This is a genomic window from Serinibacter arcticus, assembly GCF_003121705.1.
Taxonomy (GTDB): Bacteria; Actinomycetota; Actinomycetes; order Actinomycetales; family Beutenbergiaceae; genus Litorihabitans.
Genome location: NZ_PYHR01000002.1, coordinates 3,254,177 through 3,271,317, shown reverse-complemented (window position 1 = coordinate 3,271,317; position 17,141 = coordinate 3,254,177). Strand labels below are relative to the sequence as shown.

Annotated in this window: 8 protein-coding genes and 1 pseudogene; 2 read left to right on the top strand and 7 right to left on the bottom strand. The window is 73.2% G+C overall.

All coding sequences use genetic code 11. From position 1 onward, the window contains the following. The first annotated feature begins 107 nt into the window (after positions 1-107). Positions 108-1,409, top strand: coding sequence for a UDP-glucose dehydrogenase family protein (locus C8046_RS14575; protein WP_109230065.1), 1,302 nt, complete (start codon positions 108-110; stop codon positions 1,407-1,409). Between the two features lie 57 nt (positions 1,410-1,466). Here C8046_RS14575 and C8046_RS14570 read toward each other — a convergent pair whose 3' ends face one another. Then, positions 1,467-2,453, bottom strand: coding sequence for a DUF368 domain-containing protein (locus C8046_RS14570; RefSeq protein ID WP_158277232.1), 987 nt, complete (start codon positions 2,451-2,453; stop codon positions 1,467-1,469). Between the two features lie 177 nt (positions 2,454-2,630). Between C8046_RS14570 and C8046_RS14565 the strand changes: the two genes are divergently transcribed. After that, entirely contained in the window at positions 2,631-3,383 is a 753-nt protein-coding gene (locus tag C8046_RS14565) for a VTT domain-containing protein (RefSeq protein ID WP_109230063.1), read from the top strand. A gap of 102 nt (positions 3,384-3,485) precedes the next feature. Here the strand turns inward: C8046_RS14565 and C8046_RS14560 are convergent, their stop codons facing one another. The 6 genes and pseudogenes from C8046_RS14560 to C8046_RS14535 form a co-directional block, all read right to left on the bottom strand. Beyond that, on the bottom strand, positions 3,486-8,432 hold the full coding sequence (locus tag C8046_RS14560) for a beta strand repeat-containing protein (protein WP_109230062.1): 4,947 nt from the start codon (positions 8,430-8,432) through the stop codon (positions 3,486-3,488). 166 nt (positions 8,433-8,598) lie between these two features. Continuing rightward, a complete protein-coding gene (gene pyrE, locus C8046_RS14555; RefSeq protein WP_109230061.1) occupies positions 8,599-9,168 on the bottom strand; it encodes an orotate phosphoribosyltransferase in 570 nt (189 codons plus the stop codon). Between the two features lie 59 nt (positions 9,169-9,227). Continuing rightward, positions 9,228-9,617: a YchJ family protein gene (locus C8046_RS14550; RefSeq protein ID WP_235866339.1), complete on the bottom strand. Its 390-nt coding sequence runs from the start codon at positions 9,615-9,617 to the stop codon at positions 9,228-9,230. An 11-nt stretch (positions 9,618-9,628) separates the two neighbouring features. Continuing rightward, positions 9,629-10,381, bottom strand: coding sequence for an SDR family NAD(P)-dependent oxidoreductase (locus tag C8046_RS14545; protein ID WP_109230059.1), 753 nt, complete (start codon positions 10,379-10,381; stop codon positions 9,629-9,631). 101 nt (positions 10,382-10,482) lie between these two features. Next, complete coding sequence (locus C8046_RS19555) at positions 10,483-14,721, bottom strand: Ig-like domain-containing protein (protein ID WP_109230058.1); 4,239 nt, start codon at positions 14,719-14,721, stop codon at positions 10,483-10,485. A gap of 56 nt (positions 14,722-14,777) precedes the next feature. Then, positions 14,778-16,976, bottom strand: a pseudogene (locus tag C8046_RS14535) (glycoside hydrolase family 2 TIM barrel-domain containing protein); the annotation flags it as partial. Positions 16,977-17,141 lie beyond the last annotated feature (165 nt).

Below are 17,141 nucleotides of genomic sequence, written 5' to 3'. Positions count from 1 at the left end.
CCCCGCGCGACGGCCGCGGACTTCCCCTCGGCGGATCCACCGCACAGACTGGGCGGGCTTCGCACCACGCCTCTCCCCCTCGCCCCCCACCCTGAAGGAGACACGCGATGCGCCTGTCCGTCATCGGATGCGGTTACCTCGGCGCGGTCCACGCGGCCGCCATGACGAGCCTCGGCCACGACGTCGTCGGCATCGACGTCGACCCGGCCAAGATCGCCTCGCTCACCGCCGCGGAACCCCACTTCTACGAGCCCGGGCTCGGGCCGCTGCTGGCGGAGTCCGTCGCCACCGGGCGGCTGCGGTTCTCCACCGACATCGCGGACGCCGCCGGTGCGCGCGTCCACTTCCTCGCCGTCGGGACCCCGCAGCGCAAGGACTCCACCGCCGCCGACCTGACCCACGTGGACGCGGCCTTCGACGGCCTCCTGCCCCACCTGGCCGCCGGCGATCTCGTCGTCGGGAAGAGCACCGTGCCCGTCGGCACGGCCGCCGGGCTCGCGGCGCGCCTGGAGGCGTCGGGCACGGGGGCCGAGCTGGCCTGGAACCCCGAGTTCCTGCGCGAGGGCTACGCGGTGCGCGACACGGTCGAGCCCGACCGGCTCGTCTACGGCGTCACGAGCGACCGCGCGCGCGAGCTGCTCGACGAGGTCTACGCGCACGCGCTCTCGCTGGCGATCCCCCGGATCGTCACCGACTTCGCGACGGCGGAGCTCGTCAAGGTCTCGGCCAACGCCTTCCTGGCCACGAAGATCTCGTTCATCAACGCGATGGCCGAGATCGCGGAGGCCACCGGGGCCGACGTCGGTGAGCTCGCCGACGCCCTGGGGCACGACGCCCGGATCGGCCGCCGGTTCCTCAACGCCGGCGTCGGCTTCGGCGGCGGCTGCCTGCCCAAGGACATCCGGGCGTTCGCGGCCCGGGCCGAGGAGCTGGGCCGCGGCGAGTCCCTCGCCTTCCTCAAGGAGGTCGACGCGATCAACCTCAGGCGTCGCGACCGCGTGGTCACGATCGCCCAGGAGGCGCTCGGCGGACACGTCCACGAGAGGCGGATCGCCGTGCTCGGCCTGTCCTTCAAGCCGCACTCCGACGACGTGCGGGACTCCCCCGCCCTCGACATCGCCGTCCGGCTCAAGGGTCTCGGCGCCGACGTGCGCGCCACGGACCCGCAGGGCATCGCGAACGCGCGCCTGCGGCACCCGCAGCTGACCTACGTCGAGGACACCCGGGCGGCGCTGCAGGACGCCGACCTCGTGGTGCTCGTGACCGAGTGGCCCGAGTACGCGGGGCTCGACCCCGTCGAGACCGGCGCCCTCGTCGCCGGTCGCCAGGTCATCGACGGACGCGGCGCGCTGACGTCGGCCGCGTGGCGCGAGGCCGGCTGGACCTACCACGGGATGGGTCGCGGCTGAGGGCGAGCCGCGGGGGCGGTGAGGCGCTGGGGCGATGGGGCCCGGTGCCGGTGAGCCTCAGGCGTGCACGACGGCGGGGCTCCCGTGCCGGCGCTCCCACGCCAGCGCGAGCCACACCACCGCGCCGCCCGCGAGCGCCAGCAGCGCGGAGACGCCCACGGCGCTCGCGCTCGGCGGCGCGAGCAGGGTCGTGCCGTCCTGCCACGGCCACAGCGAGCGGAGCGACCCGATCATCAGGCCGGTGACGACGGCGAGGAACACCTGCCGACGGTGGTGCAGCAGCCACTGCAGCACCTTGACGAACGAGCCGAGCCCGACGGCGGCGCCCGCCGCGAACGTCAGGATGAACACGAGGTCGCGGTCGGCCAGGGCGGCCTGCACCGGGATGTAGAGGCCGAGCGTGAGCAGCACGAACGATCCGGAGACGCCGGGCACCACGAGGGCGTTGATGGCGATCGCGGCCCCGACGAAGACGAGCCACAGCGGCGGCTGCGCGACGTCGACGCGCGGCAGCGACGTCAGGCCGAACGCGACCACGGCGCCGCCGGCGATCAGCAGCAGGTCCCGCGGGCTCGGACGGTGCGGCATCATCCGCAGCGGCACGAGGATCGAGACGGCGATCATGCCGAGGAAGACCGAGCTGACCTGTACGGGGTGCGCCTCGAGCAGCGGCGCGAGCAGGCTGAGCGTCGCGACCAGCACGACCGCCATGCCGAGCAGCACGGGGGCGAGGAAGCGCCAGTCGATGACGCCGAACGCCGCCCGGACCTCGCGGCCCTCGCTGCGACGCAGCGCGGCGCTGACGGTCACGCGAAGCGCGTGCACGAGCTGCCCGGCGGAGTCGATGAGGCGGTCGAACAGGCCGACCACCAGGGCGATGGTTCCGCCGGAGATGCCGGGCACGCCCTCCGCCATCCCGACGAAGCCTCCGCGCAGCATCAGCCCGGGGGCGTCCCGCCAGGTGGCGCGAGCGACGGCGGGGGCCTCGTCCTCGGGGTCGGTCGTCGTGGGTCGAGCAGGTCTCTGGGGCGAGGGCGAGGTCACGGGGAAGCCGTTCTGGTCGGTATCGGTCTCGTGGTCCGGGGTCGGTATCGACGGCGCAGCGGCGCCGGATCCACCGTAACCGGCGCGCCGATCGCGTCCGGTCATCCCCCCAGCGTCTGCACCGCGCCTCCACAGGTTTCGGGGGTTCGGCCGGATACGGTATCCGTCGTGCCCACCATGGACCTCGCCGTCGCGCTGCCCGATCTCGTCGCAGCCTCCTCCAGCTACGGCGACGTCGTCGCCCTCGGACCCGACTGGCTGAACGCCGAGAGCCTCATCGAGCGCTTCGGCGACGCCGCGCTCATCGGGATCGTCGCGGTCATCTTCATCGAGACCGGGATGCTGTTCCCGTTCCTGCCCGGTGACTCGCTGCTCTTCACTGCCGGCGCGCTCGTGGCGCAGGGCAACCTCAGCATCAACCTGCCGCTGCTGCTGGTGCTCCTGTTCGCAGCCGCGTTCCTGGGCGACCAGCTCGCCTACTTCATCGGGCGGCGCTTCGGCGTCCGGCTGTTCCGGAACCCGGACGCCAAGGTCCTCAAGCCGCAGTACATCAAGCAGGCGCACGACTACTTCGAGAAGTACGGCGGCCGCACGATCATCCTGGCGCGCTTCGTGCCGATCGTCCGCACCTACGCGCCCGTCGCCGCCGGCATGAGCAAGATGAACTACCGCCACTTCGTGTCGTACAACGTGGTCGGCGCGCTCGTCTGGGCGGTCGGCGTGACCCTGCTGGGCTACGGCCTCGGGAACCTGACGTTCGTCAAGGAGAACATCGAGGCGATGCTCGTCGCGATCGTCGTCATCTCGGTGCTGCCGATGGTGTGGGAGATCTGGCGCGCCCGCCGCGAGGCGAAGCACAACCCCGGCGCCGCGGCGCTCGACGTCGCGACCGGCCAGGCCCTCGCGGAGGACCCGCCGGCCGACCGCTGAGCGAGGATCCGGCACCGCCGCAGCGGCTGCCACGCGAACGACCCGGGCCCGAGCGCACGAACGGGGCGCCTGCCGCAGCAGGCGCCCCGTTCGTGCGTCCGATCAGGCCCGACGGCGACGGGCCGTCAGCACCGCGCCCGCCCCCAGCAGCAGCGCGCTCAGCGCGATGCCGGCCGGCACGCGCAGGTCGGCGCCGGTCTCGGCCATCGGCCGACCCGGTCCCGCGGTCGGCGGCACACCGGGCGTCGTCGGCCCCGGCGTCGTCGGCCCGGGCGAGGTCGGCCCCGGCGTCGTCGGCGGCTCGGTCGTCGGCGGCGGCGTGGTCGCCTCCTCCACCGGGTCGACGGCGATCGCCGCGGTCACCGGCAGCGACCGGACGGCGAGCGGCTCGCCGTCGGGCGCGGTACCGACGCCGACCGCCTCGAGCACGAGCCCGTCGAGCGACAGGTCCCCCTCCGCGGCGGTGTAGGTCACGGTGCAGGTGACCTCGGCCCCCGGGGCGAGCGACGCCGCCCCCTCGCCGCAGACGATCGGCGAGACGGCGCCGCTCCCACCCTCGACCGTGATGAGCGCGCCGACGTCGGTGAGCGTCACGTTGCCGGCGTTGGCGACGACCGCCGTCGCCGTGACGACGTCACCAGCGGCGGTCACGACGCCGGAGCTCGACACCTGGACGGTCAGCGCCGGGGCGCGCTCGCTGAGGATCTCGAGCGTCGAGGCCTCCGAGCTGACGTCGCCCGGGGCGCGGAGCACCGCGGCCAGGACGACGAGGATGCCGCCGGACGGCGTCGCGGTCGCGACGGCGCTGTGCGTCAGCGCGCCGCTGTCGACGTCCGCCTGCGTGACGACGTAGTCCGCCGTGCAGGTGACCTCGGCCCCGGGGGCCAGCGGGCCGCTGTCCGTCGGGCAGACGATCTCCGGCGTCGCACCGGTGCCGGAGAAGGCCGTCCCGGCCAGCTCGAGGCCGGTGAGGGTCAGCGTTCCCGTGTTCTCGGCGACGAACGTGTACCCGACCTCCTGGCCGGCGGCGTCGATGGTCGTGCGGTCCGCGGTCGTGACTAGCGCGAGCGCCGGGCGCGGGACCGAGGAGAGCGTGACCCTCACCGGGTCGGAGAGGACGCCGGAACCGGACGGTGCCGTCGCGCTCGCGACCACCTCGAGCGTGAGCTCGCGGGCGTCGACGTCGGCCTGCGTGATCGTGTACGTCGCGGTGCAGGTGACGGCGGCGTCCGGGGCGACGGTGACGTCCGCCGGGCACGTGATCGCCGACAGCGCGTCGCTGCCCGAGAACGTGGCGGCGATCGCCGAGGTCCCCGCGAGGGTCACGTTGCCGGTGTTGGTCACCACGAGCTCGTAGGAGATCTCCTGCCCGACGGCGAAGGACTCCGGCTCGGCCGGCGTCGCGGACGCGGCGACCTCGATCGCGGGACGGGCGTCCGCGGCGACCGCGGCCGTGGCCCCGGTCGAGCTGATCGCCTCGCCCGACGGCGGGGTGCCGGTCGCCGTCGCGCCGGCGGCGAGGCCGCCGGCGTCGAGGTCGGCCTGCGTGCTCGTCGTCGTCGTCGTGCAGGTGACCTCGTCGCCGGGAGCGAGCGAGGAGGCTGCGGCCGGGCAGGCGACGGCGGACAGGTCGCCCCCGCCGGTGAAGGCACCCGGCGTCAGGTCGACGTCGGTCAGCGTGACGTTGCCGGCGTTGGAGACCGTGAAGGCGAACGTCACGGGCTCGCCGGCGGCGGCGATCGTGGCCGGGGTCGCCGTCGCCGTCAGGGTGAGGGCGGGCGCGGCCGTCACGACCACCGCGACCGACTCGGGACCGGAGCCGACGGCCTCGCCGCCGGACGGGGTGCCCGACGCCGTCGCGGTGAGGCTGACGCCGCCCGCGTCCGCGTCCGCCTGGGTCAGCACGTAGCCGGCGGTGCACGCGACCTCGGCCTGCGGGGCGAGCGTGGCCCCGGCCGGGCAGGTGATCGTCGGTGCCGCGCCGCTGCCGGTGAAGGTGTCGACGGCGGCGGTCGCGCCGGTCAGCGTGACGTTCCCGGTGTTGGTGAGGACGAGCGAGAAGCTGACCTCCTCCTCGGCCCCGTCGGCGACGGTCGGGGTGGCCGTCACCGCCAGGCCGATCGCGGGGGCCGCGGCCACCGTGACGACGGCGGTGGCCGGCGTCGTCTCGACGGCGGCGCCGCCGGCGGTCGCCCGACCGGTCGCGGTGAGGCTGACGCCGCCCGCGTCCACGTCGGCCTGCGTCAGCGTGTAGGTCGCGCTGCACGCGGCCTCCGCCGTCGGGGCCAACGAGGCGGCCCCGGGCTCGCACGTGATCGCGCCGAGCGGGTCGCTGCCGGTGAACGTGGCCGCGACGGCGGTCGCTCCGGTGAGCGTCACGTTGCCCGTGTTCGTCAGGACGAGGTCGAAGGTGACCTCCTCGCCGGCGAGGGCGGCGGCCGTCGGCGTCGCCGTCGCTCCGATCGCGAGGGCGGCCGCCGGGGGCGAGGTGACCGTCGCGCTGCTCGCGGGCGAGAGCACGGACGTCCCGGACGGCGCGGTGCCGCGCGAGACGACGGTGGCCGTGACCGACCCCGCGTCGACGTCCGCCTGGGTGATCGTGTAGGTCGCCTCGCACGTGACGGACTCCGTCGGCGCGACGCTCTCGGCGGCCGCCGGGCAGCTGAGGGCGAGGGGCGTCCCCGTCCCCGTGACGACGACGTCGGACGGGGCCACGTCCGTGAGCGTGACGTTGCCCGTGTTGGTGATGTCGACGGCGAACGTGACGGTGGTGCCGGCGGCCTCCACGACGGTCGGGTCGACCGAGACGGCGGAGGAGACGGACGGGGCGGCGGCCACGGTGACCGACCCGGAGTCGGCGGCCGACGTGACCGGGACGCCGGCGGGGGTCGAGGCGACGCCTGACCCGACGACGTCGATCCCGCCGTCGTCCACGTCGTCCTGGGTGAGCGAGTAGCTCGCGGTGCAGGTGACGGACGACGACGGGGCGAGCGAGCCGGCCGCTGCCGGGCAGCTGATCGCGGGGACCGCTCCGGTGCCGCCGAACGCGTCGATCCGGGGCGTGACGCCACCGAGTGTGACGTTGCCGGTGTTGGTGACGGCGAACGAGATGGTGATCGGGGCGCCCGCCGTCGTGGCGACGGACGGGGAGAGCGTGACGTCGGTGGTCAGCGAGCCCGTCGGCGCGACGTCGACGCGGCTCGGGGCGATCGGAGCGCTCACCGGCGCGCCGTTCGGGCCCGCCGCCCGGGCGAGGTCGAAGGCCTGCACACCGCCGGCGTCGACGTCCGCCTGGGTCAGCGTGTACGTCGCCGTGCAGGTGAGTGACGCGGTCGGCGCGAGCGGCTCGACCGGGCACGAGGCGGCCGGGCGCGGTCCCGAACCCGAGAAGCCGACGGGGACGACGGTCGCTCCGGTCAGCGTCACGTTGCCGGTGTTGGTGATCACGGACGTGTAGGTGATCAGCTGCCCGGCGGCCGTGGCCACCACGGGGCTGGGCGTGACGATGAGGGCGAGCGACGGCGCCTGGACGGCGGAGAGGGAGATGGTGCGCCGCGGCGACGTCGTCACGCCGGACGCGGACGACCCGGTCGCGACGGCCGAGAGCTGGAGGCTGCCGGTGTCGAGGTCCGCCTGGGAGACGGTCGCGGTCGCCTGGCACGTCACCTGGGCGTCCGGCTGGAGGGTTCCGTGGGGACAGGTCAGGACCGCGACGGGCGTCGCTCCCGCGCTCATCACGGTCGTCACGTCGGACAGTGCGACGTTCCCGGTGTTCGTGACGAGCGCGGTGGAGACGACGGACTGTCCGGCGGACGAGTAGGTCGACACGGGCGACGACAACGCGACGTCCAGGGCCGGCGTCGGGGGCGGTGCGACGGGGACGGACAGCCCGATCGTGGTGGCGAGGAACGTGTCGCCGCTCGTGGAGAAGGTCAGCGGCAGGGACGTCGCGCCGACCGCGACGGCCGCAGGGAGCGACTTGGCGTCGACGCTCATGTTGTTGGCCACCGCGGGGGCGGCGGCGCCGTCCGTGGCGCTGTTGAAGAAGTTCGTCGTCGCGCCCGTCTGCGGTTCGGCGACGTTCGTGCCGTTGATCGCGAACCGGTCCCCGGTGATGTTGAAGTCACCCTCGAAGGCGGTGACCGCCACCCGGGCACCGGTCGCGTTGGCGGTGAAGCCGGAGGCGGTGACCGTGGTGGCCGGATCGATCGAGGACTGTCGGACGTGCCCGTCCCAGATCTGGACCTGGCGTGCCGTCGGGGCGTTGACGTTCGCGGTGGGGTAGCTGTAGACCACGGACAGCGACCAGCCGGAGTAGCAGCCGAAGCCCTGCGGGCTCCAGACGTTGCCGACGGTCACCGTCGTGGGGGTTCCGGTGGGGGCGGCGCCGAGCTGGGTCGTGACGTCCGCGTGCGCCGCGTAGAACTGCGGCTGGGACGCGGGCACGGAGGCCAGCGCGTCGCGCGAGATGACCCGGGGGGCGACCGTGGTGGTGGGGTTGGCGCCGACGGTGAGACGGACCGACGTGCTCTCCGGCGTCCCGGCCGGCAGCACCGAGGTTCCGGCCCCGGCCAGGAACTGGCGCGTGTTGCACCCCGGGAGCGCGGAGACGGTGCCGTCGGCGAGGCGGATCGTGCCGGTGTCGCCGCTCCATGCGAGGCGGGCGAAGGCGACGGTGGCGCCGGTCGGGATCGTCACGGTGGCCTGGCTGGAGTTGTAGGTGGCGGCGCTCGCGTCCACGTCGGCCCACTGCATGTAGAACGAGTCGTTGATCCCGGTCGCCTGCGTGTTGGTTCGCGCCTGGGCGGTCGCGCACTCCGACTTCGCCGTGCCGAAGGGGTCGGTCGGTGCCGAGGCGCCGGGGCACACCGAGCTCCCGTTGCCCACGTGGATCAGGTCGCCGTAGACGGCCTGGTTGTAGTTGAGCGTGAAGGGCCGCACGACGGCGGCCTCCGCGGCGGGAGCGGTGGCCACGACACCGGCGACGGCTCCGGCCAGGACCAGCACGAGCGGGACGACGCGCGCCGTCCAACGGTTCAGCACGTTCACGGGGGTCCTCTACGACGGGTGACAGGGGCGTGCGGCGACGCGCCTGCCCCGGGGCGCGTGAAGGCGTCGCCAACGTACTAGCGACACGCCCCGCGCGCGCGGCGAACGGACGCGGCCTCCTCGCGGCGGTCCGTCCGCCGCCGTCCCAGCCGGCGGATGAGGTGTCTCAGCGGGTGGCGGGAAGCCCGAGGTCGTCCGTGTCGAGGATCCAGAAGTACGGCAGGCCGCTCTCGGCGACCTTCTCGCGGGCGCCCGTGTCGCGGTCGACGACGACGGCGCACGCCACGACCTCGGCCCCGGCCTCGCGCAGCGCCTCGACGGCGGCGAGCACGCTGCCGCCGGTGGTGGAGGTGTCGTCGAGCGCGACGACCCGCTTGCCGGCGACGTCGGGGCCCTCGACCTGGCGACCCATGCCGTGCGTCTTGGCGGACTTGCGGACCACGAACGCGTCGAGCTCGAGCCCGCGGGAGGCGGCGGCGTGCAGCATCGCGGCGGCGACCGGGTCGGCGCCCATCGTGAGACCGCCGACGGCGTCGATGTCGTCGGGGCCGAAGCCCGACTCCTCGAGCTTGTCGAGCAGCAGGTGGCCGATCAGCGGCGCGGCCTCGTGGTGCAGCGTCGCGCGACGCATGTCGACGTAGTAGTCGGCCTCCCGTCCCGAGGCGAGGGTGACCCTGCCGTGCACGACGGCGAGGTCGGAGACGAGGGTGGCCAGGCGCTGCTTCGGGGTGCTCACGGAACCTCAGCCTAGTTCGCGAGCGCCGACGCGCGACCGCGCCGGCTCGCTCGGCCGTCTCAGCGCACGTTACCCGCGACGTAGAACCACGCGCCCGCCAGCTTCACGAACGTGCTGACCTCCTGCATCACCGAGCGGTCGGTCGGTGTGCGGTAGCTGGCGCGGAAGTGCACGGTCCCCGTGCCGTCGTTCTCCCGGCCGCCCGCCGAGTCCACGATCTGCAGCCCGACCCACGCCACGTCGTCGTCCAGCTCGAGCGCCTCGGGCCGCGTGCTGGCGTGCCACGTGCGCAGGAGGTGGTCGGCGTCGCGCAGCGCGTAGGCGGTGAACCGCGAGCGCATCAGCGCGACGGCGGTGGGCGGGGTCCCGCCCGCGAGGTACGGACCGCAGCACTCCCCGAAGGTGAGCCTGCTGCGGCACGGGCAGCGGTCGCCGTCGGCGATCGGCACGGCCGCCACCATCAGAACGACCGGCTGATGACGCGCACCAGCGAGGGCGGTGTCGCGCGCAGGAGCGCGGCGCCGAGGCGGTAGCGGAGCGACGGCGTGACCTCGACCGCGCCCCGGCGCACCGCGGTCAGCGACTCGGCCACGACCTGCTCGGCGCTCAGCCACGCGAGGTCGGGGAACTGCCCGCTCCCCCAGCCCGCCCGCTGGTGGAACTCGGTCCGGGTGAGGCCGGGGTTGACCACCGTGGCCGTGACACCGGTGCCGCGCAGCGTGCGCGCCAGCGACTGCGTGAACGTGTTCACCCACGCCTTGTGCGCCGAGTACGTGCCCGACGCCATCAGCGCGGCGATCGAGCCGACGTTGAGGATCGCGCCGCGGCCGCGCGGGATCATCGCGTCCGTCGCGGCCCGCGAGAGCACCAGGACCGCCCGGACCATGACGGCGAGCGCCGCCTCCTCGACGGCGAGGTCGCCGCGGGTGAACGGCTCCCCCAGGCCGTAGCCGGCGTTGTTGACGAGCAGCCCGACCGGGCGCTCGACGGCGCGGAGCCGGGCGGCGACGCGCTGCACGTCGTCGTCCACCCCGAGGTCGGCCGGCAGCACCTCGACGTGGATGCCACCGACGGCGCGCAGCTGGGCCGCGAGCGTCTCGAGCCGCTCGGCGTCGCGCGCCACGAGGACGAGATCGTGGTGCGCCTCGGCGAGCTGCCAGGCGAACTCACGTCCGAGGCCGGCGCTCGCGCCGGTGACCAGTGCTGTTCCCATGGCTCCATCATCGCCCCGACGGGCCCCCGGGAACGGCGAAGGCCGGGACCCCGGTGCACTGCAGGGGGTCCCGGCCTCCGTCGTGCTCGACGGCGGATCGACTACGGCGCCTCGACCATCAGCTCGAACATGAACTTCGCCATCGCGTCACGGTTGATGGAGCTCAGGGGACGGAACTCCTTGAGCCCGTCCTGACCCTCCACGTCCCAACCGCTCGAGATCCCCTCGTGGGCCAGCCACGCGATCTCGCGGTAGTACAGGTTGTCCGTCGTGACGTCGACGAACGGCGACACCGCGGGCGGGTCGAACCCCTCGACGTCCCTGTTCAGCACGCCGTCGGCGAACCGGGCCAGGAAGGCCGCCATGGCGTCGCGCGCCACGGGAGCCAGCGGACGGAACTCGCTCCGACCCGGCTGACCCGGCAGGGACCATCCGGTGGAGATGCCCTCGGCGTGCAGCCACGAGATCTCCTTGTAGAAGAGGTTGTCCTTGGCCACGTCCACGAACGGCGAGGTCTCGGGCTCCACGAACGTCGGCGAACCCGCGAGGCGGTAGAGGAACGCCGCCATCGCGTCCCGGTTGACCGGGGAGAGCGGACGGAACTCGGCGTTGCCCTGACCGTCGACCCACCCGGTGCTGATGTTGCTCCGGAAGAGCCACACGATCTCCGCGTAGAACAGGTTGTCCGACGCGACGTCCAGGAACGGCGAGGCGGCCTCGGTCACGGTGACCGCGACGTCGCCCACCACGCCGGTCGCGACGGAGCGCGCCGTGACGGTGGCCGTGCCGGCGGCACGGGCCGTGACGACCCCCGCCGCGGTGACGGTGGCGACCGTCTCGTCGGAGGAGACCCACGTGACGGCCTGGTCGGCGGCGGCCGGGAGGACCGTCGCCGTCAGCGGCGCCTGCGCACCGACCGTCAGATCGAGGCTCGTCGGGGCGACGACGACGGACGTCGGGGCCGGTCGGGTCACCGTGACCGCGACGCCCGCCGAGCGGGTGCCGTCGGCGGTCGAGGTGGCCGTCACGGTCGCCGTGCCCGCCCGGAGGGCCGTGACGACGCCGGTGGCGTCGACCGTGGCGACGGCCGCGTCCGAGGAGCTCCAGGTGACCGTCTGCACGGCACCCGCGGGGAGCACGGCCGCGACGATCGCCGTCGAGTCCCCCTCCTCGAGCGTGGTCGTCGTCGGCGTCACGGTGACCGCGGTCGGCGCCGGGGGCGCCTGCGTGGTGACCGTGACGGTGGCCGAGGCCGCCTTCGTGCCGTCCGCCACCGAGGTGGCGGTGATCTCGGCCGTGCCGGCAGCCAGCGCCGTGACGAGCCCTGCGGCGTCGACGGTCGCGACCGCCGCGTCGGAGGTCCGCCACGTGACGGCCTGGTCGGCCGCGGCCGGAGCGATCGAGGCCGAGAGCTGCGCGGTCGCGCCGGCCTCGAGCTGCGTCGCCGTCGGGGTGACGGTGACCGCCGTGGGGGCCGGAGCCCGGACCACGACCGTGGCCGTCGCCCGGCGAGCCGGATCGGCGTCGGAAGCGGCCGTGACCGTCACCGTCCCCGCCCGGAGCCCGCTGACGACGCCCGCGGCGCTGACCGTGGCGACGGCCGGGTCGGAGACCGACCAGGTCACCGACTGCTCGGCGGTGGCCGGGGCGACCGTCGCCGCGAGGGTGACGGTGGCGCCGACGACGACCTGGGAGGACGCCGGGGTGATCGCCACGGTGGCCGGGACCGGACCCGTGACGCGCACGGTGGCCTCGGCGTAGCGCGACGGGTCGGCGAGCGAGGACGCCGTGATGGTCGCCGTCCCCGGCTCGCGGCCGGTGACGACGCCGGTCGGGCTCACGGTGAGCACCGAGGTGTCCGACGAGGACCACTCGACGGCCTGGACCGCCTCGGCGGGGAGCGCCTGCGCGGTGAGCGTCGTCGTCGTACCGGCCACGATCGAGGCGCTGGCCGGGGTGACCGTCAGCGACGTCGGGACGATGGCCGTCACCGTGATGGTGGCGGTCCCGGTGATCGCGCCGTCGACGGCGGAGGCCGCGGTGACGACGGCCGTGCCGGCCTTGCGGGCGGTGACGAGACCGTTCGGACCGACCGTGGCGACGGTCGGGTCCGAGGAGGTCCACGTCACGGCCTGGTTGGCCTCGGCCGGGGCGACGGCGGCGGCGAGCGTCGTCGTCGCGCCGAGCGAGAGCGTGGCCGTGCCCGGGGTGACCGTGACCGCCGTCGGGGCGACGTCGATCGGGTCCTCCAGACGGGCCGAGCCCCAGACGCCGTGGCCGTGGCTGTTGCTGGCCACCGCGGTCATCCTCAGCTCGAGCCGGGCGGCCCCGGCGATGTCGAGCTCGAACGGCTTGGCCGGGGTGCTGCGGCGCACCTGGCCGGAGCTCCACACCTCCTCGCCGTCCACCAGGATCGAGAAGACGAACAGGTTGCCGTCCTGGCTCGCGTTGCGACCCACACCGGCGGTGCCGGCGAGGGTGGCGTAGCTGCGGTTGGTGAGGTCGTAGACCACCGAGCTGTTGGCGTGGACGCCGAGGCCCTTCTCGAACGTCACCGTGTCGGTGCCGCTGGAGACGACCTGCAGCGGCTTGCCGTCGACCGTCTGGTCACGACTGGTGGTCAGGTACCCGCTGGACGCGGACTGCCAGCCGATGTCCGAGAGCTGCAGGGCCTCGCCCGGCTCCTCCGGCTCCTCGACGCTCCACAGCTTCGCGTCGGCCCAGGCGGCGTGGCCGTGACCGTTGTTCGCGCCGAGGAAGGTCACGTCGAGCTTGACCTGCTTGACGCCCTCGATGTCGAGCTCGACCGGCAGACCCGGCGTCTCCTTCGTCATGGACGGGGAGGTCCAGGCCACCTGGCCGTCGAGCGAGATGCGGAACTGGAACGGACGACCGCCGCTGCTGGCCGACTGCTCGATGCCCACGACCGTGCTGAACCGGTTGAAGTCCCACTGGCTCACGTCGTAGACGATCGAGGAGTTCGCGTGCGTCCCGATTCCCTTGGGGTAGGTGGTCTCACCCGGTGCCGCCCGCAGGCGGATCGGCTGGCCCGCCAGGTTGGCGTCGCGTCCGATCGTGCCGAAGCCGATCGTGGCGCTCAGCCAGTCGATGTCGCTGAGGTACAGCTCCTGGATCTCCTCGAAGTGGATCTCGTAGGTGGTGGAGGAGACACCGTCGGCGCTCGTCGCCGTCACCGTGGCGGTGCCGGGGATGTCCTCGGACTGGGTCACGGTGATCTCGACGCCGTCGGACGCCGGGGCCGCGGCCACGACCGGGACGTCGCGCTCGATGGCCCCGGAGAACGTGATCGTGTAGTCGGTGACGTCCGTGTGGAACGTCTCGATCGGCTGACCGTCGACCGTGATCGAGCTCAGCAGGTCGAGGTCGATCGTGCGGCGGGCGAGCGCGTTGACGTCGTCGGCCGCGGTGATCGGACGCAGGAGGAACTCGAAGGAGTGCGCGTCACGTGACTGCAGGGTGTACTTCGGCAGCGCCGGCGAGCCCCACTGGTGCCCGAGACCCTGCTGGGCCCCGTCGACGGCGAGGTGCACGTTGCCGTCGGCCTCCAGGTCGTGGTGGTGGCTGGTGTCCGTGATCTCCGCCTCGGAGTACGGGAGCGCCGCGAACTGGATCGGCTCGTCGACGGCCCCCACGAGGAGACCGCTGCCGGCCTCGTTGGTCAGCGTGGCCCACCGGACGTCGGTGTGGTGGCCCGTGGCCTGCGGGATCGGGAACGGGTAGACCTGCTCGTCGACCGTGCTCTCCCACAGCCCCACCGTCGTGGCGAAGTTGCGGTCGTTCCAGTTCTCGCCCGGCCCGCGGCCGAGCCAGGTGACGTTGTCGTACTCGCCCGGGAGGACGAGGGCGGTACCCATCGCGGGCAGCTCCGCGAGCTGGGACTCCCCGGCCATCGTGGAGCGGATGACGACCTCGCCGTCGCTGGTCACGATGTAGCCGAGCCGGTACTCCGGGGAGGTCGGCGTCGGGAGCGATCCTGTGAGCTGGACGTTCACGGTGCCGGCCTCGGTCTCGGTGATCGTGACCTCCTCGACCGCGACGTTGCGGCCCGCCTCGCGCCACGGCGCGGTGCGCGCGGCGAGGGAGTTGCGCACGTCGTTCTGGGTGGAGGGACGCCAGAAGTCGGGCGTCGGGCCCTCCAGCAGCAGCTCCTCGCCGTCGGCGACGAACGAGGTGATGAGGCCGGTGATCTTGTCGATGACGAGCTCGAAGTCGTCGCCGGTGAGGGTGACGTCGGCGTCGGTCTCCACGACCTCGGGGGCCTCGGTGTCGGCGTCGAGCACGGGGGCGCGCTCGACGCCCCACGGCAGGTCGAGCTGCATGAGCGCGTAGACGTGGCCGGCGGGCGCCCAGGACAGCGCCTCGGGGCGGCCACCGTGATGTCGAGCCAGTACTCGGCGCCGGCCGGCGCGTCGGCCGGCTCGGTGACGGGCAGGTCGACCCACGCGGTCTCGCCGGCGGCGAGCTGGACCTCGAGCGTGCCGTCGTCGACGACGACGTCGTCGCGACGCAGCTCCCACGTCAGGTTGACGTCGGCGAGGTCGGTGGACATGAACTCGTTGCGGAGCTCGACCCGGCCGTTGGCCAGGTCCTGCTCGGCGACGGCGACCGGCGCGTAGACCGCGGCGATCTCGTCCATCGCGGGGTGCGGGGTGTGGTCGGGGTTGACGATGCCGTCGAGCGAGAAGAACCCGTCGTTGGCGTACGTGCCCCAGTCACCGGCGTAGCTGAAGTAGGTCTCCGACTCGGGCGTGCCCTCGGGGATCGGCAGGGCCTTGAAGCCGCCGTCCTTCGGCACGCGGACCGCCTGGTCCGACCACTCCCAGATGAATCCGCCCTGGAGCCACTCGGCGGTGTCCATGATCTCCCAGTACTCCAGGAGGTTGCCGTTGCTGTTGCCCATGGCGTGCGAGTACTCGCTCATCATCCAGGGCTTGCCGCCGTTGCCGCGGTCGGCGAGGCGCTGCACGGCGTCGAGCTCGGGGTAGAACGTGCCGTCGATGTCGGCGAGCGCGCGGTCCTGCTGGAAGTGCATGAGCCGCTCGGGGTCGACCTCCTTGAACCACGCGGCGCCGTCCTGGAAGACGGTTCCGCTGCCGACCTCGTTGCCCATCGACCACCACAGCACCGAGGTGTGGTTCTTGTCGCGGCCGTACATGGTCGTGAAGCGGTCGAAGACGGTGTCGTACCAGGCGGCGTTGTTGCCCGGGAACGGCCGCATGTCGTGCGTCTCGAGGTTGGCCTCGTCCATCACGTACACGCCGAGCTCGTCGGCCAGGTGGTACAGCGCGGGGTGGGCCGGGTAGTGCGAGGTGCGGACGGCGTCGATGTTGTTCTGCTTCATGAGCACGAGGTCGGACTCGATGACCTCGACGGGCATGGCCTGGCCGTAGTCACCGTGCTGCTCGCCGCGGTTGACGCCCTTGATGTCGAACGTGAGGCCGTTGAGCTTCTGGATGCCGTCGATGATCTCGATCTCGCGGAAGCCGACGCGCGAGGAGATGGTCTCCACGACGTCGGTCCCGTCCAGGACCTCGTAGACGAGCGTGTAGAGGTTGGGGTGCTCGGCGGTCCACAGCGCGGGGCTGTCGACGTCCTCGGTCAGCGCGATCTCGGCGACGCCGTCGGCGTCGAAGGTCAGCGGCAGCGAGGTGTCCAGGACCGCGGTCTCGTCCTCGAAGAGGCGCACGCGCAGGGCGTCGGCCTCGGCCGTGGCGTCCTGCTGGGCGACGACGGCGGCGATCTCGAGCTCGCCGTCGACGTAGTCGTCGTCGAGGTGGACCTTGACGGTGTGGTCCTCGAGGTGGACCTGCGGGACGGAGTAGAGCTCGACGTCCCGGAAGATGCCCGAGAGGTCGAGCTGGTCCTGGTTCTCCAGCCAGGAGCCGTCCGACCAGCGGAGGACCTCGACGGCGATGGTGTTGGTGCCGTCGACGAGCGCGTCGGTGACGTCGAACTCGGCGGGGCCGTAGCTGTCCTCGCTGTAGCCGATCTCCTCGCCGTTGACCCAGACGGTCAGGGCGGACTTCACGCCCTGGAACGCGAGGATCGTGCGGCGGCCGTCCCACTCGGCCGGCACCTCGAAGGTGCGGACGTAGGAGCCGACGGAGTTGTGCTCGACCGGCACGGTCGGCGGCGCGATGCGCCCGTAGCCCTGCCACGGGTGGCGCTGGTTGAGGTAGACGATGTCGCCGTTGTCCTCGGCGCCGAAGCCGTCGAGCTGCCAGTTGTGCGGCACCTCGATCTCGTCCCACGCGGAGGTGTCGAACGACGGCGCCTCGAACCCCTCGGGGGTGGCGTACGGGTTCGGCGACCAGGCGAACTTCCAGGTCCCGTTGAGCGAGGTCAGCCAGGGGCTGGCGGCCTCGGCCTCGAGCACCGGCCCGAGCGCGGAGCCCAGGTCGGCGAGCGGGACGGTCCTGCTGGTGGCGGGGAGGCGGTTCACCTCGAAGACGGCGGGCGTACCGCGCCAGTTGTTGGTCTCGACGGGGAAGGTGTCGGCGGCGGCCGTCGGGACGACCGCCAGGGAGGCAGCCACGGCGGCGGCCAGGGCAAGGATGGAGACTTTTCGCGTCATTGCATCGTCATCTCGTTGGTACGGGAGGGCGGACTCGTGCAGGGATGGGCCACGAGGGTGGGACGAGCGGCACCGCTCGACTCGGGTAGTGGATGTGGCCATCCTGAGCGATTGTCATGACTTGGTCAAGACAAGTGAACGGTTCCGCGCAGAGTCGATCAGTAC